The 24,654-nt window shown below is 71.4% G+C and carries 23 protein-coding genes; 9 read left to right on the top strand and 14 right to left on the bottom strand.

The annotated features are described in order from the left end of the window. Positions 1–45: 45 nt before the first annotated feature. From lanKC to J2X68_RS05390, 3 genes are read left to right on the top strand one after another with little or no spacing between them, the layout of a single operon-like run. Positions 46–2,847 carry a class III lanthionine synthetase LanKC gene (gene lanKC, locus J2X68_RS05400; RefSeq protein ID WP_310431269.1) on the top strand — a complete coding sequence of 934 codons (2,802 nt, stop codon included), beginning with the start codon at positions 46–48 and terminating at the stop codon, positions 2,845–2,847. Continuing rightward, entirely contained in the window at positions 2,847–4,268 is a 1,422-nt protein-coding gene (locus tag J2X68_RS05395; protein ID WP_310431268.1) for an MFS transporter, read from the top strand. Before lanKC ends, J2X68_RS05395 begins: the two co-directional genes overlap by 1 nt. 38 nt (positions 4,269–4,306) lie before the next feature. After that, positions 4,307–5,353 carry an LLM class flavin-dependent oxidoreductase gene (locus J2X68_RS05390; RefSeq protein ID WP_310431267.1) on the top strand — a complete coding sequence of 349 codons (1,047 nt, stop codon included), beginning with the start codon at positions 4,307–4,309 and terminating at the stop codon, positions 5,351–5,353. Between the two features lie 173 nt (positions 5,354–5,526). Here J2X68_RS05390 and J2X68_RS05385 read toward each other — a convergent pair whose 3' ends face one another. After that, a complete protein-coding gene (locus tag J2X68_RS05385) occupies positions 5,527–5,955 on the bottom strand; it encodes a hypothetical protein (RefSeq protein WP_310431266.1) in 429 nt (142 codons plus the stop codon). A 150-nt stretch (positions 5,956–6,105) separates the two neighbouring features. Continuing rightward, positions 6,106–6,291 carry an SDR family oxidoreductase gene (locus J2X68_RS05380; protein ID WP_399039312.1) on the bottom strand — a complete coding sequence of 62 codons (186 nt, stop codon included), beginning with the start codon at positions 6,289–6,291 and terminating at the stop codon, positions 6,106–6,108. 129 nt (positions 6,292–6,420) lie between these two features. Between J2X68_RS05380 and J2X68_RS05375 the strand changes: the two genes are divergently transcribed. After that, positions 6,421–6,924 carry a MarR family transcriptional regulator gene (locus tag J2X68_RS05375; protein ID WP_310431366.1) on the top strand — a complete coding sequence of 168 codons (504 nt, stop codon included), beginning with the start codon at positions 6,421–6,423 and terminating at the stop codon, positions 6,922–6,924. A gap of 6 nt (positions 6,925–6,930) precedes the next feature. Here the strand turns inward: J2X68_RS05375 and J2X68_RS05370 are convergent, their stop codons facing one another. The 7 genes from J2X68_RS05370 to J2X68_RS05340 all read right to left on the bottom strand — a co-directional run bounded on the left by J2X68_RS05370 (position 6,931) and on the right by J2X68_RS05340 (position 14,155). Then, on the bottom strand, positions 6,931–8,151 hold the full coding sequence (locus J2X68_RS05370) for a PP2C family protein-serine/threonine phosphatase (protein WP_310431265.1): 1,221 nt from the start codon (positions 8,149–8,151) through the stop codon (positions 6,931–6,933). Then, positions 8,129–10,018 (bottom strand): SpoIIE family protein phosphatase, encoded by a 1,890-nt coding sequence (locus J2X68_RS05365; protein ID WP_310431264.1) that lies wholly within the window; start codon positions 10,016–10,018, stop codon positions 8,129–8,131. Before J2X68_RS05365 ends, J2X68_RS05370 begins: the two co-directional genes overlap by 23 nt. 4 nt (positions 10,019–10,022) lie before the next feature. Continuing rightward, the gene (locus J2X68_RS05360; RefSeq protein WP_310431263.1) at positions 10,023–11,084 is read right to left on the bottom strand and encodes an ATP-binding protein/SpoIIE family protein phosphatase; all 1,062 of its coding nucleotides are present in this window, start codon (positions 11,082–11,084) and stop codon (positions 10,023–10,025) included. Then, positions 11,081–11,530 carry an anti-sigma regulatory factor gene (locus tag J2X68_RS05355; protein ID WP_310431262.1) on the bottom strand — a complete coding sequence of 150 codons (450 nt, stop codon included), beginning with the start codon at positions 11,528–11,530 and terminating at the stop codon, positions 11,081–11,083. The genes J2X68_RS05360 and J2X68_RS05355 overlap by 4 nt, the downstream gene beginning before the upstream one ends. Next, positions 11,527–11,940, bottom strand: coding sequence for an STAS domain-containing protein (locus J2X68_RS05350; protein WP_310431261.1), 414 nt, complete (start codon positions 11,938–11,940; stop codon positions 11,527–11,529). The genes J2X68_RS05355 and J2X68_RS05350 overlap by 4 nt, the downstream gene beginning before the upstream one ends. Next, positions 11,937–12,836: an STAS domain-containing protein gene (locus J2X68_RS05345; protein WP_310431260.1), complete on the bottom strand. Its 900-nt coding sequence runs from the start codon at positions 12,834–12,836 to the stop codon at positions 11,937–11,939. The genes J2X68_RS05350 and J2X68_RS05345 overlap by 4 nt, the downstream gene beginning before the upstream one ends. A 146-nt stretch (positions 12,837–12,982) precedes the next feature. After that, positions 12,983–14,155 (bottom strand): PP2C family protein-serine/threonine phosphatase, encoded by a 1,173-nt coding sequence (locus J2X68_RS05340; protein ID WP_310431259.1) that lies wholly within the window; start codon positions 14,153–14,155, stop codon positions 12,983–12,985. A 161-nt stretch (positions 14,156–14,316) separates the two neighbouring features. Between J2X68_RS05340 and J2X68_RS05335 the strand changes: the two genes are divergently transcribed. Together J2X68_RS05335 and J2X68_RS05330 are read left to right on the top strand one after the other, a co-directional pair. Further along, complete coding sequence (locus tag J2X68_RS05335) at positions 14,317–14,820, top strand: MarR family transcriptional regulator (RefSeq protein ID WP_310431258.1); 504 nt, start codon at positions 14,317–14,319, stop codon at positions 14,818–14,820. 673 nt (positions 14,821–15,493) lie between these two features. Next, positions 15,494–16,021: a DUF6584 family protein gene (locus tag J2X68_RS05330; protein WP_310431257.1), complete on the top strand. Its 528-nt coding sequence runs from the start codon at positions 15,494–15,496 to the stop codon at positions 16,019–16,021. Between the two features lie 319 nt (positions 16,022–16,340). Here the strand turns inward: J2X68_RS05330 and J2X68_RS05325 are convergent, their stop codons facing one another. The 3 genes from J2X68_RS05325 to J2X68_RS05315 form a co-directional block, all read right to left on the bottom strand. Further along, positions 16,341–16,526 carry a hypothetical protein gene (locus J2X68_RS05325; RefSeq protein WP_310431256.1) on the bottom strand — a complete coding sequence of 62 codons (186 nt, stop codon included), beginning with the start codon at positions 16,524–16,526 and terminating at the stop codon, positions 16,341–16,343. Positions 16,527–16,615: 89 nt separating this feature from the next. Continuing rightward, positions 16,616–17,713, bottom strand: a complete 1,098-nt coding sequence (locus J2X68_RS05320) for a glycosyltransferase family 2 protein (RefSeq protein WP_310431255.1) — start codon at positions 17,711–17,713, stop codon at positions 16,616–16,618. Between the two features lie 479 nt (positions 17,714–18,192). Continuing rightward, positions 18,193–19,107, bottom strand: coding sequence for a hypothetical protein (locus J2X68_RS05315; protein ID WP_310431254.1), 915 nt, complete (start codon positions 19,105–19,107; stop codon positions 18,193–18,195). Between the two features lie 254 nt (positions 19,108–19,361). Between J2X68_RS05315 and J2X68_RS05310 the strand changes: the two genes are divergently transcribed. Next, on the top strand, positions 19,362–20,549 hold the full coding sequence (locus tag J2X68_RS05310; RefSeq protein ID WP_310431253.1) for a hypothetical protein: 1,188 nt from the start codon (positions 19,362–19,364) through the stop codon (positions 20,547–20,549). 54 nt (positions 20,550–20,603) lie between these two features. Next, a complete protein-coding gene (locus J2X68_RS05305) occupies positions 20,604–20,828 on the top strand; it encodes a hypothetical protein (protein ID WP_310431252.1) in 225 nt (74 codons plus the stop codon). 254 nt (positions 20,829–21,082) lie between these two features. Here the strand turns inward: J2X68_RS05305 and J2X68_RS05300 are convergent, their stop codons facing one another. Then, complete coding sequence (locus J2X68_RS05300) at positions 21,083–22,987, bottom strand: FAD-dependent monooxygenase (RefSeq protein ID WP_310431251.1); 1,905 nt, start codon at positions 22,985–22,987, stop codon at positions 21,083–21,085. A gap of 297 nt (positions 22,988–23,284) precedes the next feature. On the opposite strand from J2X68_RS05300, the gene J2X68_RS05295 reads away from it, so the two are divergent. Further along, complete coding sequence (locus tag J2X68_RS05295; protein WP_310431250.1) at positions 23,285–23,626, top strand: DUF5713 family protein; 342 nt, start codon at positions 23,285–23,287, stop codon at positions 23,624–23,626. Between the two features lie 55 nt (positions 23,627–23,681). Here J2X68_RS05295 and J2X68_RS05290 read toward each other — a convergent pair whose 3' ends face one another. Further along, on the bottom strand, positions 23,682–24,239 hold the full coding sequence (locus J2X68_RS05290; protein ID WP_310431249.1) for a DUF3291 domain-containing protein: 558 nt from the start codon (positions 24,237–24,239) through the stop codon (positions 23,682–23,684). Positions 24,240–24,654 lie beyond the last annotated feature (415 nt).

Here is a 24,654-nt window from a genome sequence, read left to right as displayed (position 1 = left end):
GCGGCGCGTCATCAACTTGCGGTCTCGGCAGAGGGGACGGGCGGAATGCAGCTCGAGTGGGAAATCATCCAGACCTATATGACACACCACCCGCGCTGGTTCGAGGACTTCGAGCGCCGCGCGCCCGGCGGGGAGCATCTGCGCGAGTACCGGGCGGTGATGCCCGCGTCCTGGCCGCTGTGGCGGCGGGGCTACTGGCTGCTGACCGCGCCTCCGCAGGTGCCCGCCGTCGCCCAGGGCTGGAAGCTGCACGTGTCGGCGACTTCCGCGACGAGCGCCGCCACGCTGCGCGCGCTGCTGCCGCTGCTGCGCGATGCCGCGGTGCACTTCAAGTTCCTGATGGACCCGGCGGCGATGCTCGAGTCCAACGGCAAGTCCTTCCCCCGGGGATCGAGCGGGAAGTTCATCACCGTGTACCCGGCCGACGAGGGGGAGTTCCGGGCGGTCGGCGACGCGATGACCGAGGCCCTGGCCGGCTTCGACGGCCCGCACATCCTCTCCGACCGGCGCTATCCCGGATCGCAGGTGGTCCACTACCGTTACGGCGGCTTCGTGTCGATCTCCCGGATGCGGCCCTCCGGGATGAAGGAACTGCTGATCCGCACCCCGGACGGCGAGCCGGTCGTGGACATCCGGCACCCGTACTTCCATCTCCCGGCCTGGGTCACGGACCCCTTCACCGGGGAGTCCGCGCCGGAGCAGCCCGCGGCAGCGGACACGGCCGACGCCGAACACGCGGAGGCGGACCGGTCCGCCGTCGGCGGCGCCGGCATCACCCTCGCCGACGGGCGCTTCACGGTCGTCGGCGCGATGAAGTTCTGCAACCGCGGCGGCGTCTACCGCGGCATCGACAACGACACGGGCGCGGACGTGGTCATCCGCGAGGCGCGGCCGGGTGTGCAGATCGGACCGGAGGGAACGGACGCCGTCCAGTTGCTGCGGCACGAGTACGACATCCTCACGGAACTCGCCGGCACGGGCCTGTTCGTGCGCCCGGTCGCGTTCTTCACCGACTGGGAACACTCCTTCCTCGTCGAGGAGTTCATCGAGGGCACCCATCTCGGGCACCTCGGCATCGTCGAGAACCCCGTCTACAACCTCGACCTGAGCGCCGAGCGCCTCACCGACTACTACGAGCGGTTCCGCAGCCTGTGGCTCCAAGTCGCGGACGCGATCGCCGCCTGCCACGAACGCGGCATCGTGATGGGCGACCTGTCGCTGACGAACGTCATGGTCACCGGCGACGACCGGGTCGTGGTCATCGACATGGAGTCCGCCTTCCACGAGGACGCTCCCGCGGGCCCGGCGCGCGGGGCCCGGCTGTACACGCCCGGCATGGTGACCCGCCGCGCGAGGCTCGCCGCGCAGGGCGACCGGCGCACCGACCACTACGCCCTCGGCGGCCTGATCCTGGGATGCGTCCTGCTGTGCCACCAGACCGACTTCATCGACCCCACGATGCCGCGCAGACTGCTGGCCGAAGCGGCCGCCGACCTGGAACTCCCGGCAGAACTCGTCCGGTTGATCACCGACCTGTACGACGAGGACGCCGACCTGCCCGACCCTGCCGCCCTGCGGCGGCGGATCGAGGCGCTGCCCTTCGCGGACGCCTGGCGGCAGCCGCCCCCGCTGGGACTGCCCCCGGTCACGGACGCGACGGCGCGCACCGAGCTGCACAAGCGGGTGGACGCCACCCTCGACGGTGTCGCCGACTTCTGGACCAGGACCGCCGACCTCGACCGCGAGGACCGGCTCTTCCCGGCCGACGTCGCGGTGTTCCGGACCAATCCGCTCTCGCTCGCCCACGGGGCGTACGGTCCGCTGTACGTACTGCACCGGCTGCGGGGCACGGTGCCCGACGATCTGCACGCCTGGGCGCTGCGGCACTCCACCGCGCACGACGTGATGCCGGCCGGCCTGTACCTCGGCGCGGCGGGCGTGGCCTGGGCGCAGTCGGCCATGGGCCACCTGGACATAGCCGTGCGGACCCTCCAGGACGCGCACGGCCACCCGCAGTCGCTGTCCGAGCCCGGTGTGCTGACCGGGGCGGCCGGCTACGGCATGGCGTGCCTGCGGCTGTGGCACGACTCGGGGCTCCCGGAGTTCCTCGACCGCGCCGTCGCCGTCGGCGCCCACCTCGCCGAAACGGCGCACCGCGAGGACGGTCGGGCCCACTGGCCCGACGCGAGCCGGCCGACCCCGGTCGGCTACGCGGACGGTGCCGCCGGCATCGCCCTGTTCCTGCTCGCCCTGCACTGCGCCGCCGGGGATCCGGCGGCGCTGGAACTGGGCCGGGCCGCCCTGGACTTCGACCTGGCCCAGGTGGTCGCCGGGGCCGGCGGCCGGCTGTCGTTCCCGGCGACGGTGGCCACGGACGGCAAACCCGTCATGGTCGTACGGCACTACTGGGACCACGGCACGGCCGGCGTCCTGACCACACTGCTGCGCTATCACCATGTCACCGGTGATCCCGTGCTGCGCGAGCGGATCACGGCGCTGCTGCCCGACGTCCGCCGCAAGTACACGGTGTTCCCGCAGCTGTTCCACGGGACGAGCGGACTGGGCAACGTCCTGCTCGACGCCTACGAGTTCCTCGGCGACGCCGAGTCCCTGGCGGAGGCGGAGCGGGTGGCCGAGTCGGTGCTGTGCATGGCGATCGAACGGCCGGAGGGCATCGTCTTCCCCGGTGAGCAGACGGTGCGCGAGAGCTGCGACCTCGCGAGCGGGTCGGCCGGGGTGGCGCTGTTCCTGGACCGGCTGCGCACGGCGCGCCCCGGCGGCCGAACCAACGGCAACTTCCTGCTGGACGACCTGCTGCCCGCCGCCGCGGTCCGGACCGGTGCGTGATGGAGGCGACCACGGCCGCCTCCCGGACGGCTGTCGAGGCCGTACCGCTGCGGGCCAACCGGGAGTTCCGGCTGCTGTGGGTGGGGCAGGCGCTGTCCGACTTCGGTACGTCCATGACCGCGCTGGTGCTTCCGCTCGCCCTGCTGAGCAGCGGGTACTCGACGTCGGCCACCAGCACCATCGGCACCGCCGTGCTGGTGACCGCCATGGTGCTGCGGATGCCCGCCGGGTACCTCACCGATCACTACAGCCACCGGCGCCTGATGCTCGTCGCCGACCTGGCCCGCCTGGTCACGGTCGCCACCGTCGCCGTGTGGACGTACCTGGACCGGCTGCCGATCGCGCTGGCCGTGGTCACGGTGGTCGTGGCGCAGGTGGGGGTGGAGCTGTTCCGCCCGAGTCAGAACGCCACCGTCCGCCGGGTCGTGCCGGCCGGGCAGCTGGGCACGGCCATCTCGCTGAACCAGGCGCGGGCCTACGGTGCCGCGATCATCGCTCCGGCCGTGGCCGGTGTGCTCATCGCGAGTTCGCTGTGGCTGCCGTTCGCCATCGACGCCGTCACCTACGCGGTGTCCGCGCTGTGCGTGCTCGCTCTGTACCGGCCGCTGCGCCGGGCCGGGACCACCCGGTCCGCCCGCCCCGACGGCGGCGCGGACCGGGCGGCCGGCCGGGACGGGACACGGGAGGCGGACACCAACGGCGAAGCCGAGGAGGCGGGGCCGAGCGGCGGGGCAAAGGAGGCAGAAGCGGACGGCGGGACGAAGGCGGCAGGGGCGGACGGCGGGACGAAGGCCGCGCCGCGCGAGCGCTTCCTGCACCGTCTGACCGCGGGGCTGCGCCATGTGGTCCGCGACCCCTTCCTGCGCACGCTCGCCGTGCTGGCCGCGGGCGACAACTTCGCGTTCCAGGCCCTCGCCTACGCCCTGTTGCTGGGCATCGGGCGGGAGCACAACGGCGCCGCGGCGGTGGGTCTCGCGATGAGCGCGGCGGCGGTGACCGGGTTGACCGGTTCGCTGATCGCGCCCTTCCTCCAGCGCAGGCTGCGCATGCAGACGGTGATGGCGGCCGGTCCCGCCCTCGCCGGCGTCATGCTCGCCCTCGCCTGGTACACCGGCAGCGGTATCGCGTTCGCCGCCGGATACTCCGCGCTGTGCCTGCTGACCCCGGTCAACGGAGCTGTGTTCGGGACCATTCTGGCCACGACGGTGCCGGAGAACATCTACGGCCGCACCACGACGGCCCTGGGCTTCATCACGGAAATCCTCCAGCCGCTCGGTCCGCTGACGGCGGGCCTGCTGCTGGCGTACCTGTCGCTGTCGGGCACCGCCGCCGTGTTCGCCCTGGCCTTCGCCGTGCTCGCGGTCGTCGCGCTGCTGATGCCGTCACCACCGGCGCCGGACACGGAAACGGCCGCCGCCTGACACTCACGAACGCCGCCCGACCCCTCCAGGGAGGTTCCATGGTTTCGCTGTCCGTGCTGGACGTGGCGCTGGTCGCGCCCGGCGGCACCGCCCGGCAGGCACTGCACGACGTCGTGCGCACGGCGGTGGCCGCCGACACCTGCGGCTACCACCGCTTCTGGGTGGCAGAGCATCACAACTCCCCCCGGTGCGCCGGCAGTTCACCGGCGGTGCTGATCGCTCACATCGCGGCGGTGACGCACCGCATCCGGGTCGGCTCCGGCGGGGTGATGCTGACCAACCACGCGCCGCTGACCATCGCGGAGCAGTTCGCCGTGCTCCAGTCGCTGCACGACGACCGGATCGACCTCGGCGTCGGCCGCGCGACCGGCGGCACGGACAGCAGCACCCTCCTCGACCGCGCCCTGCGCCGGCCCCCGCAGGCACGCGCGGAGTTCCCCCAGCTTCTCGACGAACTCGTCGGTTTCCTCTACGGCCGCTGGCCGGACGGGCACGCCTTCCGGGATCTGGAGCTCTCCCCGGCGCTGCCGGTGCCGCCCGGCGTGTTCGTCCTCGGCACCTCGGAGAACGGCGCCCGCACCGCCGCCGCCCGTGGGCTGCCTTTCGCCTACGGCGCCCATCTCGGGCCCAAGTCACGCCCCGCGGCCCTGGACCGCTACCGGTCGGCCTTCTCCCCCGGCCCGCTCGGCGCGCGTCCGCAGGTCATCGCGTCCGTCAACGTCCAGTGCGCGGAGACCGACGAAGAGGCCGAGCGACTCGCCCACGACACGGTCGCCGCACGGTTCCGCCAGAAACACACGGCGACGTCCCCGGAGGTCGCGCTGCCCGAGCCGCGGGAGCGGTACCTGATCGGCAGGATGCTGGAGGACCTGCAGCTCGTGCGCGGCGGCCCGGCCACCGTCGCCGCCGGCCTGCGGCGGCTGGCCGCCACGCTGGGCGCCGACGAGATCATGCTCGTCCCTTACGACATCACCGCCGCCGGCCGCGAGCGGACCCTGCGACTGACAGCCGCGGCCTGGGCTCCTCCCGCACTGCACGACCGGGGCCGCCCCGTCGGCAGACAGGGCCGGCCCTCCGTCTCCTGAGGCGAGCCCGTCGCTTCCCGAGGCCCGCCCTCGACGCAGGTGGGCACGCCACATTCCGATGGGTGGATTCCCGTGGCGGAGGCTGTTCTCGCGGAGCCGACCGGGCAGGGCTCCTGCCCGGGGCGTGCGAAGGCCCGGCCGTCGCGACGGCCGGGCCGGTCAGGGGGTGTGGGTCAGGACGTGCAGAACCCGTCGTCCTTCAAGGCCTGATTGATCTTCTTGCCCTGCTCCTCCGTCGTGACGACGTCCTTGTAGGTGAAGCGCTGCGAGGCCAGCCAGTCGATGCGCTGCACACCCTCGTCGTTGATGGCCGAGCACTGGTTGCGCGCGGCGTCGATGGCCTTGTCCTCGTACTTCACGACCTGGGGCGCGGCCGCGGCGAGGAGGTCGAGGAGCGCCTGACGTCTTGCGCCGGTCGGCTTGGACGGGATGCCGGAGTCGGCGAGGACGTCACTGGTGTCGGGTGTGGCCGATGCTGCGGCCACCGGTGTCTTGTCGGCTGAGCTGCCGCTTTTGCTGCTGCCGTCGCTGGTGTCGGCGTTGCAGCCGGTCAGCGCGAGTGCGGTGATGCCCACGGCGACGGTGATGTGGCGATTGCGCATGTTCCCCCCAGGAACGTGATGCTGTGAGGGCGCATCATGCCGTATCCGGACTGATCGTTTCCGGACACGCCGGATCTTCTTCGCTGTGGCGTCGTCCACCTCACCACCAGGGGTGCTGCAGCGGGAACCCCAGAGGACTCGGAAAGGGGGCTACAGGGTGCTGACGAGGCCGCCGTCGATGACGAAGTCGGCGCCGGTGATGTTCGCGGCACGCTCGCTCGCAAGGAACAGGACGAGGTCGGCGACCTCCTCGGGGCGGGTGAAGCGGCCGGTGGGCGCGACGGCCGCGGCCTGGTCGGCGACGTCCGCCGCGGTGCCGCCCGCCGCGCGCGCCACTGGCTGTCGGCCCCGCCGCGGCCCGGCGGGGCCGATCCCGGCATGCGTGCTCGAACGGATCTTGGGGTACTTCGTTTTGAATGGGGATGATATCTACCTGGCCTCACCCTTACTGAAAGCGACGTGTCCGTGACGCACCTCGACGGCGCCGACGATCAGGCTGATGAACCGGACAGCGGCCCCGAGGCCGTCGCGCTGGAGATGGCCGGGGCGGTGGAGTGCCTGACCACCGTCTGGGCCGTCGCGGCACAGGACCCGGCCCTGCGACTGTCCGCGCACCAGCTCAGAGCGTTGCGCGTCCTGCAAACGACGCCGGGACTGAACCTGACGGCGCTGGCGGAACATCTGGACATAGGGATGCCCACGGCCAGTCGGCTGTGCGACCGCCTCGAGGCGGCCGGCCTGCTGGAGCGCGGCTACCATCCCCTCAGCCGCCGCGAGGTGCAGCTGCGCCTGACCGCCCCGGGGCGGCGCGTGCTGACGGAGACGGCGCAACGCCGAGCGCAGGCTCTGACGGTCGTGCTGCGGCTGATGGAGCCGGCGGAAAGGGCCGCGTTGCGTCGCGGCCTCCGAGCCTTCGCCGAAGCGCAGGAAGCCGCCTCGTCGCCACCTGGGCGTCCTGACCGCCGATGACGTGCGTCAGTGCCCGCTCACCTGAGGGCGTGCCGCCTCGGTGTCCCGGCCGTTCCAGTCCAGGCAGACCACCGCGGCGTCGGCGGCAAGCTCGCCACCGCCGCAGTGTTCCATCAGAGCGGAGACGATGGCGCGCGCGGCCTCGTGCGGGCTCTCCAGCCGTGTGGCGCTGAGCGTCTGACGCAGGGCCTGCTCGCCGAATGAGCCGCCGTCGGCCGCAGATGCACTGTGCACGCCACTGCTGACCGCGATCAGCCGGTCACCCGGTTCGACCTGGAAGGTCTGCTCGTCGTAGGGAGTCTCCTCGAACATGCCCAGCGGGTCCTGTGCTTCGAGGGTGATCTGCTCGAGGGTGTCGCCGCGCTGGCGGTACAGCTGGGGAGATCCGGCGTCGACGGCGCGTACGACGCCGGTGTCCAGGTCGAACTTCAGCAGCAGCGTCGAGGCGTACCTCTTGCCGCCGTACTGGGCGAACAGCGCCTGGTCCGCGAGGCAGGCCTGGTCAGCGAGCCCGATCCCGGCCCGGCGCGCGTTGCGGAGCGCGCCGACGGCCAGGCTGGTGAGCAGGGAGGCGTCGATGCCCTGTCCCATGCCGTCGGTGACGGTGAGGGTGAGGTGGTCGGCTTCGGTCGACCAGTCGAAGTTGTCGCCGCCGATGGTGTAGGCGGGCTCCAGGTGGGCGCCGATGACGTACTCCCGGCGGGCGCAGCCCCGGCCGGGGAGAAGCTGCCACTGCATCTCGGCGGCCAGGGTGAGGCGCCGGGTGCGGCGGGCCTGCAGGTACAGGTCGGTGTCGCGGTCGGCGGTGGCGACCTCGTGGGCCAGAGCGGTGGCGAAGTCGGTGAGCCGCAGCACGGTCGCGGGATCGGCCGCGCCGCTGGGCAGGCGCACGGACAGGATCCCCAGCCGGTCGCCGCGGACGGTCAGGGGCAGATGGATGAGGTGCGCGGGCGTCGAGCCGTCGGACACCTCGACGACGGGGGTCTGGCTGATGAAGGCACGTCCAGTGGGCCCGTCGTGGGCGGGGACGGGATCTCCGGTGTGCGGCAGGTGGGTCACCGGTTGCAGGACGCTCAGCGCGTAGTCGGCCAGGAACAAGGTCACCTCCTCGGCTCCGACGCGCTCGGTCAGGAGACGGCGGGTGGTGGCGACCAGCTCATGGGGCGCCGCAGCACGAAGCAGGCTCTCCGCGGACGGCAGCGGTTCAGGTGTCTTCACGGCATCCACTCTCTCCCCTTGTGCCGTCCACGCCAACGCCACGGGTGCCGCCGGCGGAGCGTGGGGAGGTGACGCCCGGCAGCCCCGCCGGTTCCGCGTGTGAGGAGCGCACGCGCGTTACGGCGGTCCGGGCGTCCGGGAACGGCCGGGGCAGTGCCGGCAGCGTGGTGTGGCACAGCAGCAGGCAGACGTCGTCGTCGCGCTCGGAGTCGTCCAGCAGGGGTTCGAGCAGGGATTCGGCCGCCGCGTCCAGGTCGTCCCGCAGTCCCGTCGTGCTCAGCGAGGAGAGTGCTCGGGCGAGTCTGCCGATCCCGAGGTCGATGAGGCGGGCGCGGCGCTCGACCAGACCGTCGGTGTAGAGGGCCAGGGTCGAGCCGGTGGGCAGCTCGACCGTGTGGTCCTGGTAGGTGTGCGGCACGGGGACGCCCAGCATGATGCCCGGTTTGGCGTCGAGGACCCGCACGGTCGCGTCGGGGGTCCGCACCAGGGGCGGCGGGTGTCCGGCGGCCGCCCAGACGACGGTGGGGTCGCCGGGTCTGAACCGGGCGATGGCTGCCGTCGCGTACAGCTCCGGCTGCTGGTGGCGCAGCAGCCGGTGCAGACGGGTGAGGAGCTGGGCAGGGCTGTCGCCCTCGACGGCGTAGGCCCGCAGGGCGGTGCGCAGGTGTCCCATCATGATGGCGGCGCGCAGTCCGTGGCCGGTGACGTCGCCGACGACGGCGAGCAGGCTCCCGTCGGGTTGCGGGAACGCGTCGTACCAGTCGCCCCCGATATTGAGTCCGCGGGTGGCCGGCAGGTAGCGGGCGGCCAGGAGCAGGCCGTCGGCCGTGGGCAGCTCGGTGAGCTGGGCGCGCTGCAGTGCCTCGGCGGTGTCGCGGTGCTGTTCGTAGCGGCGGGCGTGGTCCAGGGCGATGCCGATCCGGCGGGCCAGTTCGAGCAGCATGAGACACGTATCGGGGTCGAACCGGGGTCCGGGTGCTGCGAGCGTGAGCACTCCCAAGGTGCGGCGGACGCTGAGCGGCAGACACAGCAACGGCCGGGTGGGGTCCAGGCGGGACTGCGGCAGGTCGTCGACGCCGGGCAGGCCGCCGGGATGGGCGGCGGCGTGTTGCGGGCGGCCCGTGCGGGCCGCGGCCACCGCGGCGGCAGGCCGCTGACCGCCGGGCGGGGAGGGGGCGTCGTCGAATATCCAGACGTCGACGTGGCGGGCGTACTGCGGGACCAGGAGGCGCGGCAGCCGGCGCATGATGTCCTCGTGGTCGAGGGAGGAGGTGACCTCGGCGCTGGCGTCGGCCAGGAAGGTCAGCAGACGTCGCGCCTTCTCCGCTTCGGTGCGGGCATCCCGTTCGGCTGCGAGCAGCTTGCGCTGGGCGAGCGCCGAGGCGTCGAGTTCGGCGTGAAGCGCCAGAACGCCCTGGTTGGTCTGGTGCAGTTCCTCGCGGTGGAAGCGGACCAGTTCCTCTTGCTCGTCCAGGCGGGCCAGGATGGTCGCGGTGTCGTCGTCCGCCGCCAGAAGGGCCTCGGCGAGTCCGGCCTCCTCCGGAACGAGCGGGTCGGAGCACGGGAGGCGGGGGCAGGCCAGGGTGAGACGCCACGGAGGGGAGTCGTGTGGCGTGCCGGCGGCCGGACGCACGGTGACCTCCAGTTGCCCCCGGGTGTGCGTGGGGGGCGCACCGGCCGGGCGTATGCGCAGGGACAGCTCCCAGGCGCCGCCGTGTCCGAGGCACTCGCGCAGGTGCGCGGTGAGCGAGGTCAGGAAGCGTGCCTGCTCGATCACGGGGACATCGGCCCGCGTCGCGGTACGGGCGAGGAGGACGCGGGCGCCGGCCGCGTCGGCGGGTGAGCGGATCGTCCAGGCACGGGAGGCGTCGGTCACGGGCTCAGGTCCGGCCGTCGGGGGCCAGGACGGCCACGGTGGTGTCGTCGGGCAGCGGGCGGGCGTCGCTGCCGGCGTCGCGCAGGACCGCCGCGGCCACGACCGCCGGGTCGTGGGTGGACAGGAGAGGGTCCTGAGGTGGTGTCCAGCGGGCGGGCAGGCCGTCGCTGTGCAGGATCAGCAGGCTGTCGGGCCGCCACGCGAGGCGGTGGACGGGCGCGTCGGCCGGGTGGTGCGCGCCGACGATGCCGGGCCGGGACAGGAGTGGCTGCCAGGTGTCGGCGGTGCGCAGCCGTGCGCCGATGTTGCCGACCCCGGCGAAGCAGAGCTGCCCTGCCGCCATGTCGAGCTGGGCCACCGCGACGGCGGCGCCACGGGTGGGCCGGAGCTTCGCGTGCAGGTGGCGCAGGATGTCCGGGGGCGTCAGGTGGGCCACGCCCCGCAGTGCCTCGACGGCGGTGCCGGACGCCGTCGAGGCCCGCTCGCCGTGGCCGAGCCCGTCGGCCAGCATCAGGGTCACCTGCGTGCCGGAACGCACCCAGCTCCAGGCGTCACCGGAATGTTCGGCCCGTGCCAGGGGGACGTTGACTCCCCCCGCTCGCGGGGCCGGCGGGTGCTGACCCGGCCGGACGCGCGCGGAGGCGGGCTCGTGGCCGATGCGGGCGATCGCGACCGTCCCCCGGCCCGGGGTGCTGTGCAGGTCGAAGTCGTTCGCGGTGCGCAGGCACGTCCCCAGTCCCGCGCCCAGTGAGGCGGCGGTGGTGTGTCCGTCCCGCAGCGCCACCGTGACGTCGGAGATGCCCGGGCCGTGATCGAGGGAGAGGAGCTGGACCGAGGACGGCGGGGAGACGGCGCCGACGGCGGGCGCCCGGTCGGCGAGGTTGATCACGATGCGGCCGCCGCCGGCGTGCTTGAGGAGGTTGGTCGCCAGCTCGGTGGCCACCAGCGCGGCGACCGCGGTGCGGTGGGGTCCGAGTCCGGCGCGGGCCGAGGCCGCCTCGGTCGCCACCCGGACGTCCCTGATCCGGGTCGAGTCGTGCACCGGGATGTCCCACACCCGGCTCATCGCGGCACCGGCCGCGACGCGGGCAGGCCGCCCGCCCAGGCGACGACGGTGACGGTCGTGCCCTCGCCGGGCCGGCTGTCGACGGCGAACTCCTGCACCAGACGTCTGGCACCGCTCAGTCCCAGGCCCAGGCCGCCGCCGGAGGTGTAGCCGTCGGTCATCGCCTGGTCGAGGTCGCGGATGCCGGGTCCGGTGTCGACGAAGGCCAGCCGCAGCCCGTACGGTTGCCGGTCGTCGAGCGGGGTGATGTCCACGTGCCCGCCGCCGCCGTGGATGAGGGTGTTGCGGGCCAGTTCACTGGCCGCGGTGACCAGTTTGGTCTGCTGCACCAGACCGAATCCGAGGCCGGCCGCGGTCTGCCGGACACGCTGCCGCACCCAGGCCAGGTCCGCGTCCGAGCCGATGGGCAAGGTCGTCGTCGTGGCGGGGCGGGAAGAGTGCGTCATGGCCCGTCCTCCGTGCCCGAGGACGGGCCGGCCGGCGTGTGCTGTCCGAGCAGTTCTCGCGCCCGGTCGACGTCCAGCGCGGTCTGCAGCCCCGCCAGAGTGAGTCCCAGCTCCACGAGCGTGATCGCCACGGCGGGCCGCATGCCGGCCAGTACCGTGCGTGCGGCCAGCAGGCGGGCCGTGGAGGCGATGTCGGCGAGGATCCGCCCCAGGAACGAGTCGACGACCTCCACACCGGAGATGTCGATCACCACGCCGGTCGCCGTGCTGCGCGCGATGCGCTGGGCGACGTCGTGCTGGAGCTGCTCGGCCGTCCCGTCGTGCAGTTCGCCGTGCAGGGTGACCAGCAGGACGTCCCCCAGCGTCACCACGGGAACCGGGGCCGGGGAAGCGAAGTGGGGGGTGTTCACCGCCGGGTCACGCCGACCGGTGTACGCGGTGCGGCGTCGCCGGCCTGGCGGCCGAGAGCGTAGGCCAGGGCGTCGGCCAGCGACGTGCGGGTGACGATGGTCCCCAGGTCGATTCCCAGATGGACGATGGTCTGCGCGATCGCGGGGCGGATGCCGGAGACGATGCATTCGGCGCCCATCAGCCGGGCCGCGGCCACGGTCTTCATCAGGTGCTGGGCGACCAGGGAGTCGACCGTGGGGACGCCGGTGATGTCGAGGATGGCGTACCGGGCCCGCTCGGAGACGATCGCCTCCAGCAGACTCTCCATGACCACCTGGCTACGGGCGCTGTCCAGGGTGCCGATGAGCGGGACGGCCACGATGCCCTCCCACAGGTTGATCACCGGGGTGGCCACTTCCAGCAGTTGCTGGCGCTGCCGGGCGATCAGCTCTTCGCCTGTGCTGAGGGCGGTCTCCATCACCACCAGCCGCAGAGTGCCCATCAGCACCGTCAGGGACAGCAGACTCTCCTGCAGGCACGCGTCGGAGAGGTCGGCCTGCTCACCCCGCAGCAGACCGGTCACCGGCTCGCGCAGGTCGGCGACCTCGTCGGCTATCCGGGCCGGAGCGAACCCCGCGCGGGTCCGCGAGGCCGCCATGCGGGCGAGCTGTTCACGCACCGGGGTGAAGCCCGGCGCCGTGATGTCTTCGAGCCGCCCTGAGGCGGCCACCGCGGCCAGGGCGTCCACGACCGCTTTGGCCGCGTCCACCGCCTCGTCACGGGACGCCGTGAAGACGGTCCGGAACAACGCCGCGTCGGCCCATTGCTGGGCGATCTGCTCCTGGCGCCGCCCGAGGAACGCTTCAAGCTGCTGTGCCGCCTGCCGGGAGGCCGTTTCCTGCTCTGACACCTGCATCCTCTCCTTGGAGACGGGGGCCTGGGGGGCCACCGGACGGCAGGCGATCAGCCAATAGTTGCCGCATGACAAACATTAGCGCCCGGTGTGCCGTGCAAACAACGCGCGCTCACACGCAGGCTCCGGGAACGGCCGCGCGGCGACCGTCACGGCCGCCCTCGCCAGTCCAGGCAGACCACCAGGGCGTCGTCGTCCGGCGCCGCCTGGCCGCGGTGGCCCGTGAGCTCCCGCAGGACGGCCCGGGGGACGTCCGCGGCGGGGAGCAGCCGGGTCGACATGACGGCCCGCGCCAGTGCCGTGTCCCCGTACGCCTCGCCCCTCGGGGAGGCGACCGCGTGGACCCCGTCGCTGACGAAGACCAGACGGTCTCCCGGCTCGACCTCGAACCGCTGCGCCTCGTAGGCGGTCTCCTCGAACATGCCCAGCGGCAGCTGCGCCTCGAACGTGACGTGCTCGATCGCGCCGTTGCGCAGGCGCAGCAGCTGCGGGGAGCCGGCGTCCACGACCAGGGCCTGCCCGCTGGCGAGGTCGAAGTCGACCATGAGGACCGACAGGTAGCAGCGGCCCCGGTAGTGGGCGTAGACGGCCTGGTCGGCGAGGGCCGCCTGGTCGGCGAGGGAGATACCGGCCCGCCGGGCGTTGCGCAGGGCGTTGACGGCGAGGTTCGTCAGCAGGGAGGCCTCTATCCCCTCGCCCATCCCGTTGGACACGTACAGCATCAGCCGGTCGGCGGTGGCCGACCAGTCGAAGTTGTCGCCGTAGATCGCGTAGGCGGGTTCCAGCTGCGCGCCGAGTTCGTACTCCGCACTGGCACAGGACCGCCCCGGAAGCAGCTGCCACTGCATCTCGGCGGCCAGGGTCAGCCGGTCCTTGCGCCGCGCCTGCAGATAGAGGTCCGTGTCCCGTTCGGCCACGACCACCTCGTGCCCGAGCACCTCGGCGATGTCGGCCAGCTCCCCCAGGCTGCTGCGGGCGTGCTGCCCGCCCGGCAGGACCACCGACAGCACGCCGAGCCGGTCCCCGCGCACCGTGACGGGAAGATGCACGCGCGCCAACCCCTCCGACTCACCCGAGAGGCCTTCGATGAAGGCCTCCTGGGCGCCGAAGGCCCGGCCGGCCGGGCTCCCGTGCACCGACACCGGCTCCAGCGTCTCGGGCAGTACCGTCACCGGCTGCAACACCGTCAGGCCGTAGTCGGCCATGAAGAGCTCGACGGATTCGGCCGCGTACTCCTCGGCCAGCACCCGACGCACGGCGTCGAGCAGCTGGTGGGGCGCCGCCGTACGCAGAGCACGCTCAGCGGCAACAAATCTGTTCACAGTTGTAAATACACCTGTCCTTCATCGAATATTCACAGGCTTCACATATACCCCGCAAGCCGTGCGTCCGGATGCACGCGCGGCCCCATCCATCTATAACCAGCGCGCCCGCCCAGTAGCCCGCCTAGTAGGCTGACGGTCATCCCAGCGCCTGCGAGAGTGTGACCGTGACTTCCTTCCGCCCCCACCTCGAGCCGGACGGGGCCGCGCGCGCGACCTCCACGGCAGCAGAGTTGCTGGAGGTCCTGTGGGGCCGGGCTTCGACGGAACCGGTGTCCGCCTCCCAGTTGCGCGTGCTGCTCATCCTCGAACACCACGAGGGCATCAACCTGCGCACCCTCGCCGACAGCCTCGCCTCCACGCCGCCTTCGACCAGCCGGCTGTGCGACCGGCTGCGCGCGGCCGGCTTCGTCGAGCGCGTGGCGAGCCCTACCGACAGGCGCGAGGTGCGCCTGCACCTCAGCAGCCGGGGCCACGCGTTCCTGGCCGATCTGCGCACCCGCAGGCAGAACGCGCTGCAGGCGGTACTCGACCAGATGCCGGTTGCCCAGCGAGCCATGCTGCTCCAGGGGCTCGAGGCGTTCTGCCGCGCCGCGGCGGCGCAGATAGGCGAGGGGGCGCAGCAGGGCGATGCCACCCAGGGCCCTGGAAGCCAGACCGCCTGAGCGGCCCGCCTCGACACGTCACTCACCCCTCGCAGCTCGGCACCGGCTACCGGCGGACGGAGTCGCCCGCCCGCCACGGCATCCGGATTCCCTCTCTCCCGCCCATGCCTGCGCTCATCTTCTTGCCTCATGGCAATAGTTGTCAAACAACAACTGCTTGCCTCGCTTCCACCGGATTCCTGCCTGCGGCGGACGCGAACTGCCCTGTTGCCGGGCGAGGGCGTGACGACCCCTGCCTGCGGTCGTGTGGACTTCCGGCGACGCCCCGCGTCGACAGCGCGCTGACGGTGGAGGAGACCGTCCTCGCCGAACTGCGGGCGTGTCCCCTGCCCGGGACGTGCGAAGACCCGGCCGTCGCGGGAACGGCCGGGCCGGACAGGGGGCGGGTCAGGACATGCAGAACCCGTCGTCCTTGAAGACCTGGTTGTTCTTCTCATCCTGCGCCTCCGTCGTGGCGAGGCCCTGCGCGAGTGTGCGGCGCAGCCATGAGGAGATGCCCGTACCGGTCGCTTCACCGGACTCGGGTTCGCCTACTGCATGATCGTGCGCGGGAGGTGGGTGGGCGTGCTGACGCAGCTGCCGGTCTCTTCCAGGGCTTCCCGGTCGGCGCGAGCGGGTACCGGGCGGTGAAACCAGGTCGACGGGGGTCGGTGCGGTATCCGATCATGCGTTCATGCCCCTGAGAGAGACCCTTGTACGAGTCGATGCGGACCTGGCCGTCGGCCGGGTTCCCGTCGCGCGCCAGCGCCTGCGTGGTCTCGTCTCGTCCTTCCCGCACGATCTGACGCTGCGCCGTCGTCTGGCCGAGGTGTACCGGCTCTACGGCGACGCCGCCGAGGCCGGACGCTGGATGTACCTCGAGGAGGACCGGCACGCCGACGAGACCGCTGCCTTCGAGGCACGGTACGGGTCTGCCGGCCGGCGGATGAAAGCCCTCGCCTGGCAGGGCCCCGAGGCCCAGGCCGCCACCGCTTTCGCACAAGGGCAACTGGTCGCGGTGCGGACGGCCCGCGCCGAGGAGTTGGGGCGCCCCGTCGACTGGGCCGACCCCGCCTCCTGGCGGGACGACCCGGAAGGTCAGTACGAGGCGCCCAGCGAGCCGTGGACGGTCGGCGGCGTGCTGGCGGGCGTCGGCTGCCTGGTGGCGGTCCTGGGGGTCGTCGCCATCTGGTTGAACGGACTCCTCGCCCTCTTCGACTGAGGCCAGGACACCGGATCTTGTGAGGCGTGCCGTGCCGCTCAGGATGCGGGGCGCCCCCTCCCGCGAGGGTTCTGATGCAGTGCGGGCGGGGGGCGTGGAGCCGGCCCGCTGAAGGATCGGGTGCTTCTGGTCGCGGCTCATCGGCATCGTGCACGGCACTCCGGTCCCTGCCGGGGCCACGCGCCCCGGGGCAGTCGCCGCTCCTGCGGCTGACCGCCCCTGGGCGCGGTGAACGGCCTTCTGCGGGGCGTCCGGGACCTCCACGGCAGCCGCCTTTGTCCGAGGAGGATCCCGCAGGCCGGGTGGTGGCTCTCCGTTCTCAGTGGCCTGCCGCGTGGGCATCGCGGCGTCGGCGGCGGACTGCCGCGGCATAGCTCGTCAGGCCGCCCAGGACCAGGGCGAGGCTGGCCGCGATGATCAGGTGGGTGGTCGACGATGTGCCCGTGGCCGCGAGGGCGGCGGCTCCGACGACGATTCCGGTGCCGGTGCCGCTGAGGTAGTGCATGTCTTGTTCCTCTCGGCGACCTGCAGGTCGCATGTGTGGGGTGGGGCGTGGTGATGCGTGATGCGTGCGTGCGGGTGCCGCGGTGCCGGTCACTTCCAGGCGGAGACACCGGTGGCGTACGACTTCACCACCGAGGTGACGAACCAGTACGCGCGCACGGCGGAGAAGACCAGGCCCGGCAGCATCGCGATGTCGACCAGGACGCCCTTCCAGCCGAGGTGGCGGGCGCGAAAGGCGGCATACACGACCCAGAAGGCGACCAGGCACAGCCAGGCCGGATCCAGGATGAAGCCATTGCCGGCGGTCACGCCGGTCCAGGCGGCCAGCCAGCCCAGGGTGTAAAGGAAACCGGCGAAGCCGAGCACCATGCTGGTGATGGAGAACCACGTGTACTTCGTCCAGCCGCGGCGGCGCAGCGTGTCGACCGTACCGCGCCCCCACCGCTCTCGCTGGCCGATCAGTTCGCGCAAGGTGGGCATGAGGTCGGTATAGGCGATGCAATGCTGGTTGGCCGTGACCTTCCAGCCCGCTTCCTTCAACGCGAGCGTCGTCTCGTAGTCCTCCACGAGGTTGGCGTGGTCCTCCCAGAACACCTCGCCGCGCCAGCGCAGGACGCTCAGCAGTGCCTCGGTGCGGTAGAAGGAACCGGCGCCGGACATGCTGTGGATGCCGAAGCGGTAGCGGCCCCGGGCGTAGCGGCCGTACTCCATGATCTGCATACCCAGCAGGTAGCGCTGCCAGAGGTTCTTCCACAGGCCGGTGCGGCCGAGGCAGGTCGCGCTGAGTCCGCCCACGCGCCGGTCCGAGGCCATGACGTTGCGCGCTCGTTCCAGGAACTTCGGATGCAGGCTGGTGTCGGCATCCATGACCAGCAGGTATTTCGCGGCGGCTGCGAGTCCGCCAGGCGCGCGGTTCAGCCAGCCGATGCCGTGGTTGAGGGCGCCGGCCTTCTTGTGCGGGTTGTCCGGCAGGTTGAAGACGACGGTGCGCGGTACGCCGGGACGATCGGCGAACTCGCGGGCGAATTCCTCGGTCCGGTCGGTGGAGTTGTTGACCACGATCACGATCAGGTCGGGTGGTGCGCTCTGCGCGGCCAGTGATTCCAGCGCCGGCAGTACGCCGTCCTCCTCGTTGCGGGCAGGGAGGAGCACGACGGTGTCCAGCTGCGTGGCCGCCCCCTGGGTCACCAGCCGTCGCCGGTGGGAGCCGTGCGTGCGTCGGCCTCTTTGTCCGTGGCCGGATCGGCCGCGGTGGCGATTTTCGTCAGCGGACAAGGGATCTGACGACGCCCGCACCGCTGCGTCCGAGTGTCCAGCGGTGGTCGTGTAGTCGGACATGATGTGGTTGTTGCCCCCCGCGGCACTGCTGCCGCTTTCTTTTCTCGACGGCCCTCGGGGCCGCCCTCCTGTCTGCTGCTGCCTGGTGCCGTTCCCCGGCATGCAGCAGTCACCACCACTGCGACGAGCAGCGGCACGAAGAGCCATTGTCGAGGCGCCGGTTACGGTCCCGGAAGAGTGACAGAGGGGCGCGCAGGAGCCCACGGGAGGGAAGGGGAGCGAAATCAGGATCGCATGGTGAAAGCGGGGCGCGTGTTGTCTCCGCGCGCCCCTGCGTGAACGGGCGAGAATGATGTGATCGGGCCCAACCACCGGCCCGAGTCGGGTCTTCAGCCCGCGGGAGCCAGTTCTGCCGCCTGCTGCGGTTGCTCGTCCGCATGCGCCGCAGCCCCGCCGAACCATGCCACCGCGACCGCGCCTCCCACCGCCAGGACGAAGCCGAGGATCGCCATCCAGGCGAGACCGGCCCGAGAGGCGTCGCCGAGCCACAGCACGCCGATGGCGCCGGGCAGCACGGTCTCGCCGACGACCAGGGCCGCCGTGGCCCCGTTGACCGAACCGATCTGCAGGGCGACGGTGTGCAGGTACATCCCACCCACCCCGGCCGTCACGATCGCGTACAGGGCGGGATCGGTCAGCATGGCGGCCGGATCGAAGGGGGTGGCGCCGTTCAGGACGCGGACGCCCACGCCGAGCGCGCCGAAACCGAGTCCGGACAGCAGTCCGGCAGGGATCGCGGCGCGGGGTCCGAGGAGACGTACCGCGAGCGTCCCGCCCGCCATCAACGCGACCGAGATCGCCAAGAGCCACCAGTGGGTGGCGATCGGGATGCCGTCTCCACTGCCCTCCTCCCCCGCCGCCGTCGCGAGCAGAACGAGTGCCATGCAGACCACGCCGACGGACGTCCACTCGGCGCGGGTCAGCCGGATACGGAGGAGCCTGACGCTCAGCACGGCGGTGATGATCAGGTTGGCGCTGATCACCGTCTGCGACAGGAACAGGGGCAGTAGCCGAGCAGCCAGTGCACCCAGTGCGAAGCCCACGAAGTCCAGAACGGTACCGACGACGAATTCCCAGGTCATCGCGGCCTTCGCGGTGGAGGAGAGGCTGGGTCCCCCGTACGGGGTGCTGGCAGTGGTGGCCGCCCCGCTCCGCGCGGACCTGCGGGACCCGAGGGCTTGCAGGACTGAGCCTGTGCCGTAACAGACGGATGCCGCTACGGCGGTCAGCAAGCCGATCAACACGATTGCTCCGTTCCCGGTGGGCACCGACTCAGCGCCATCCAGATTGACGAGACGGTTTACGGCCGTGGCGCGTTGCCTCGCTGTCAGCACTCGTTCCTGTTTGTCGCGGATCGACGCCGGCCTGCTCCGCTGGGACCGGTCGGGGCGCAGAAGCGCGCGGCGAACGTACTAGGCCGGACGGTATCCACCGCGCACCAATGGTCGTCATGGATGAAAATGGACGAAACATATGCCAAAACCGCGGAGGCGTGGCGATGCGCGGCAACGCCGAGAACGACGAGGACTCCGTAGAGGAGTACGACGACGAACACGGTGACGAAGTCGACGCCGAGGATGATGTCGAGTACGCCGACCCCGAGGCCTCCGACGAGGAGGCGGCATCGTACGAAGAGGAGCCGGTGTCCTACGACGAGGAGGACGCCGCCGGTGCGAGCCCTGACGTCTTCCTCGACGTGCCGATCCTCAAGGTCGACGAGATCGACCTTGACGTCGAGGACCTCCGGGCGCATGTCTCGTTGCAGGCCGAAGTGCTGGATCTCCTCAAGCTGAATGTGGGCGCCGACGTCTCGCTCGGGCGGGTGCACCTGGGCATCTCGGGTGTCGAGGCACAGGCCCAGCTCAAGGTGCGTCTCCACAACGTCGCGAAGATCATCGACCGAGTGCTCACGACTCTCGACCGCAACCCGGAGATCCTGCACGAGCTGGCGCGTGGAGTCGGGTCCGCCGTGCGAGATGTCGGCGGCGGAGCCCGTCAGGCCGTGGGCGAGCTGGGTACGGGTGCCGGAAGGGCCGTCCAGGAGGTCGGCCTGGGCGCCGGAGCCGCTGTACAGGATGTCGGCCAGGGAGCCGGGAGGGCCGTCCAGGACGTGGGACAGGGTGCCGGGGCTGCTGTCCAGGACGTGGGCCGGGGCGTCGGCTCCGTGGCGCAGGAGGTCGGTCAGGGAGCCGGGAGGGCCGTTCAGGACGTGGGCAGTGGTGCCGGGGCTGCTGTCCAGGACGTGGGCCGGGGCGTCGGCGCCGTGGCGCAGGAGGTCGGTCAGGGAACCGGGAGGGCCGTTCAGGACGTGGGCAGTGGTGCCGGGCGCGCGGTGGAGGACGTCGGCCAGGAGGCGGGCCGGACCGTCGGCAGCGCCGGCGAGGCGGTGGGCGGCACCGCCGGGAGTGTGGCCGGACAGGCCGCGGGCGTGACGGAAGCAGCAGTCGACACGGCACAGGGCGGTGGCCGCGTCGTCGCGGACGCTGCTGAGACGGCGGACGCCACCACCGAACGGACCGAGCCGGCCGTGTCGGGTGTGGCGCGCAAGGGCGCGGCGGAGGAGCGGGGCCGAGCAGGCCGGACCCAGGGCGGTACCCGCACGCGCCGGGTGCGCGGAGACGACGGGAAACTGCCGCCGAGGTCCGGTCGCGCACGCACCGCCAAGGAACCGAAGGAGCCGCCCTGAACGCGAGAGGCGGGAGCGGGGAACCCGGAGGGGGACATCTCGTTCGAATCGACCGTGTACGCCCGACGGCTCCGCTTCACGCAGGAACCGCGGACCGTCGTCCGCTTCCCCGGCACCGGGAAGCGAGAGTCCCTGAGCCACAGCGACCGGACCCACCTACCGGACCCGGTCATCCCCGGTCACACGTACCAGGACGTCACCGTCGCCTACCACCTTGCGACCCGTCTGGCCGAGGAACCTGAGGCCGGGCGGAGCGGTGACGACGACGCGGACGAGTGATGCGCACGCCGTGCCGCCAGTCGCGGACCTCGACCCGGCCTTCGTCATCACTCACCACCACGGGGGCATGGGCCCTGCGGGCGCGCGCAGCTGCGGAGCTGGGCACTGACCACCGCCACCTCGCTCGGCGACGTGAGTCTCGAAGCACTCGCCCTCGCGGGCCTCGTCATGCAGGCGAATTCGAGGGCCACCCCCGGCACGCCTACGACCTCGCCCGTGCCGCGCACGAGCGCGACGTCAGCTTCGGCTCGCCTCTACTGCTCTCGCTGATCGCCGCGCGTGCAGCCGGACTGCCCACCGCCCGCACCACCCCCACCCACCATGCCGCTGTTCTGCCCGTGGTCCGCCACGATCCCGGCCATCCTGTCCGCGGCCCGCAAGCCCGCCACCGGGTCCCCGCCCGCTCTGTCCCCGGACACCGCACCCCCGGTCGCCGCGTTCACGGACACCGCACTCCTGGACGCTGTGTCTTCGGACGCTGTGTCCGCAGACGCCGTGCCTCCGGACGCGGTGTCTCCGGACGCCGTGTCTGCCGGCTGCGGTCCGTCCGCCTGTCGGCCGGGGCCGAAGAAGTCCCGCAGAGCAGCGGCCAGTTCGCCACCTCCCGCCGCCCAGCCCGCATACCCGTCAGGACGCACCAGCAACGCCGCACAGTCCAGCTCGGGCACCGGCGCCGCCCGCACCATCCGCACGACATGCGTCCACGGCCGCGCCTCCGCTGCAAAGCGATCCGCCCCCTCACCGAACACCAACAGCAACGGCCGGCCCTCACCCAGCAAACCCGTCACATCAGCACGCCCCTCCCCCGTGTGCAGCACCACGTTGGGGACGAACCGGCCCTCCCACGACGCGGAATCCGCCCCCCGCGCCGGCAGCACCGTGTCCTGTCCACTGATCATCGACGCCAGCAGCGCACCCTCCGACCCCCCGCCGGCCATCAACTCACCGAACAGCGCACGCAACGGCTCAAGCGCCGGATCCGGCCGCATCAACGCCAACTGAGCCCGCGTGTGATCAATCACCCGCTGCGCAGCGGGCCGCCGCTCCGATCCATACGTATCCAGCAGACCTTCACCCGCCGTACCCCGCAGGGTGAACGCCAGCTTCCACCCCAGGTCCACCGCATCCAGCAGACCCGTGCTCAACCCCTGCCCACCGATCGGGAAATGCACGTGCGCCGCATCCCCCGCCAACAACACCCGTCCCCGGCGATACGACGACACCAACCGCGAGAAATCACTGAACCGGCTCAGCCACCACCCCTCCACCATCCCGACCTCACGCCCCGCAATGAACGACACCTCCTTTTGCAGCTCCTCCAACCCCAACGGCGCATGCCGGTCCGCAACCGCACCCGAACAATTCAACGTCCGCAGACGCGTCACCCCGCCCTCCACGTCCCGCACCAGAATCCAGCCCCGCTCCGTGCGATGCCACCCCGGCCGCAAGACCCCCGCCCGCACCAACCGCACATCCCCCGCCATCGCAGACACCGACGCCGGATACACCCGCGACCCGAAGCCCGCCAAGTCCCGCACCACACTGCGCGCGCCATCCGCCCCCACCGCGAAATCAGCCTCAAAACACCTCACGCCCTGCGGCCCCCGCGCCTCCACCCGCACCCCTTCGGGACCTTGCCGCAGCTCGCTCACCCGGTACCCACGCCACACCTCCACCCCCGCGGCCCTGGCCCGCTCCTCCAAGGCCCCCTCCAACTCCGCCTGCACACACTTCACCACCGCATCCGGCTCACCCGCCGGCGCCCCGATCACCAGACCCGCCAGCCCCGCGAAATGAAAAACGCTCTCACTCGATTGTGGCCTCACCCCCATACCCGAAGACGCACCCGGAACCGCACCCGCGGCTGCTCCCACACTCACCCCCGAAGCTGGTTCCGCACCCGCAGCCCGTACCGCGCCATCCCCTGCGCCCGTACGGCCTCCCGGCGCCGCCTCCGCCAGAGCACCGAGATAGCCACGCCGTGCCAGACACTGCACCGTCCGCGCATGCAACGTCGTCGCCTTCGGCCGCCCACTCACACCGTCCCGCGCCTCCACCACCACCGTCTCCACCCCGAACCCTGCCAACTCGCAGGCCGCCAGCAACCCCACCGGTCCCCCACCCACCACCACGACCCGCGCCCTCACGACCCCCGCCATCGTCCGAACCCCCGTCATCTCGGGGCCGCCCCACCGGCCCACACGAAAAACAAGCCCAAAAATATACCGGACAGACGGTTCCCTACCACACCCCCGACTCACCCGACCACCAGCCGCCGAGAGCCGGGCCCGGCCACAGGAGGCGCTGCAGTCACAGCCTGCAGTCACAGCCCCGAGGACCGGCAAACCCGAACGGCTCCGACAAGCAAGAGCGAGGTGACTTCACGAGCAGGACTTCACTGTCAGTGGTCTGGTGCATGATCAGCATGTCAGTTCACCCACGAGGTGGGAGGCAGCATGCCGATCACGAACGAACAGGTCGCAGGGCGCGAATTCCTGCAGCCGCTGTACGCCGACAGCTACTTCCCTGATCACGTCGTCGACAAGGGCAAGGCCATCCTGATCCGTCTCTGCGAGCGGGTCGAGGCCGAGCAACCCCCGGATCTGGCGGCCCTGTACGCACTCACACACGCTGCCACGAACGAATTCAACCAACTGGAAGCCGAGTTCGAAGCCGCAGGAAGTGAGATGGAGACCGTCGCACGCGAGGAGATCGCCGAGGACTTCTGGTTCATCGCGTCCGCCTACGGGTTCACGGACGCAGATGCGGAAGAACTCATCGCCACCCGGGACTGGTAAGGCCCCATCTCACCCTGGGCTGTTCGACAACGAACCCAGTCGTTCACGTTCCGCGTCAGCGGACCTCGTCCGACGTGCGCCCGATGCCCTTGATCCTGGTCGGAGTTCCGTCCAAGGCGAAGGAATGGTGGAAGGTGAAGGCGTGCGGTGCGGAGCCGTGTTCGTGGAGGTGCTCCAGCCTGGAAACCCCGTCCTGCCAGGTGGGTATCACCGCGTCGGGGACCCACCAGCACACGTAATTCGGGTGTCCTGTCTTCTCGAACCAGTCGTAACGCCTGTTCAGCGCCTCACGATGCAGACCCGTGTAGACGGCTTCGAAGGCAGGGCGCAGATCGGTCCAGAGCGAGAGGGTCGTAGCCAGGGCCGTGGTTTCCACCGTACGGCCCTTGCGGTACCAGGTCGGTACGGCGAACTCTCCCCATGCACCCCAGTCCGCCTCGAAAAGCATGCCTCGGTCACCGCCTGCCGCTTCGGCACGGGCGAGGTACCCGGGCTGCTGACCGATCGTCCGGTAGACGGCCTCACCGACAGCGTAGAACTCCCGCGTGAGGGGGGCCGGATCGGCAAGAGGTGACTGCAGGCCGCCGAATGTGTACAGAGCAAGTTGGGGCATGCGTCTCTCCCTGAAGGGTGCTGTCCGAGATGGACCCGGTTCAGTGACTCACGTACGGGGCGAGGGTTCGTAGGGCATGACAACTCATCCCCTCGCGGGTGGCTCAGCCTGAAGGAACTCCTGCGCCATCGTGGGACATCGCCGAAGACCAGGTGAAGGTAGCTGCCTCTGCGGGCCATGTCGAAGTTGCGTTTTTCCTGTCGAAGTGGCCCCTTGGAACGGTAGTTGGGGAGACCGGGGCGGTGACGGGCGGGCCGATCGACCTACGCAGCACGACCGCACTCGCCGCCCGCGGCAGGCCTCTCGACCGGCAAGGCGATCACGATGGACCGAAGTACCGGGAGCCGGCCGACAGGCGGCCGCCGAGCAGTGCGGAGTGGAAGCGGTTCAGGTCGTGCGTGGTACCGATGATCGA

Origin of the sequence: Streptomyces sp. 3330 (assembly GCF_031456635.1) — a bacterium.
Taxonomy (GTDB): domain Bacteria; phylum Actinomycetota; class Actinomycetes; order Streptomycetales; family Streptomycetaceae; genus Streptomyces.
This window is presented reverse-complemented; position numbering and strand designations above follow the sequence as displayed.

Bases quoted from the DNA above. Each gene is read 5' to 3' on its own strand.
- J2X68_RS05325 (WP_310431256.1), bottom strand. From the start codon at position 16,526: ATGCACTACCTCAGCGGCACCGGCACCGGAATCGTCGTCGGAGCCGCC.
- J2X68_RS05330 (WP_310431257.1), top strand. From the start codon at position 15,494: ATGCCCCTGAGAGAGACCCTTGTACGAGTCGATGCGGACCTGGCCGTC.
- J2X68_RS05290 (WP_310431249.1), bottom strand. From the start codon at position 24,239: ATGCCCCAACTTGCTCTGTACACATTCGGCGGCCTGCAGTCACCTCTT.
- J2X68_RS05385 (WP_310431266.1), bottom strand. From the start codon at position 5,955: ATGCGCAATCGCCACATCACCGTCGCCGTGGGCATCACCGCACTCGCG.
- J2X68_RS05310 (WP_310431253.1), top strand. From the start codon at position 19,362: ATGCGCGGCAACGCCGAGAACGACGAGGACTCCGTAGAGGAGTACGAC.
- J2X68_RS05295 (WP_310431250.1), top strand. From the start codon at position 23,285: ATGCCGATCACGAACGAACAGGTCGCAGGGCGCGAATTCCTGCAGCCG.
- J2X68_RS05355 (WP_310431262.1), bottom strand. From the start codon at position 11,530: ATGACGCACTCTTCCCGCCCCGCCACGACGACGACCTTGCCCATCGGC.
- J2X68_RS05345 (WP_310431260.1), bottom strand. From the start codon at position 12,836: ATGCAGGTGTCAGAGCAGGAAACGGCCTCCCGGCAGGCGGCACAGCAG.
- lanKC (WP_310431269.1), top strand. From the start codon at position 46: ATGCAGCTCGAGTGGGAAATCATCCAGACCTATATGACACACCACCCG.
- J2X68_RS05395 (WP_310431268.1), top strand. From the start codon at position 2,847: ATGGAGGCGACCACGGCCGCCTCCCGGACGGCTGTCGAGGCCGTACCG.
- J2X68_RS05390 (WP_310431267.1), top strand. From the start codon at position 4,307: ATGGTTTCGCTGTCCGTGCTGGACGTGGCGCTGGTCGCGCCCGGCGGC.
- J2X68_RS05300 (WP_310431251.1), bottom strand. From the start codon at position 22,987: ATGGCGGGGGTCGTGAGGGCGCGGGTCGTGGTGGTGGGTGGGGGACCG.
- J2X68_RS05360 (WP_310431263.1), bottom strand. From the start codon at position 11,084: ATGAGCCGGGTGTGGGACATCCCGGTGCACGACTCGACCCGGATCAGG.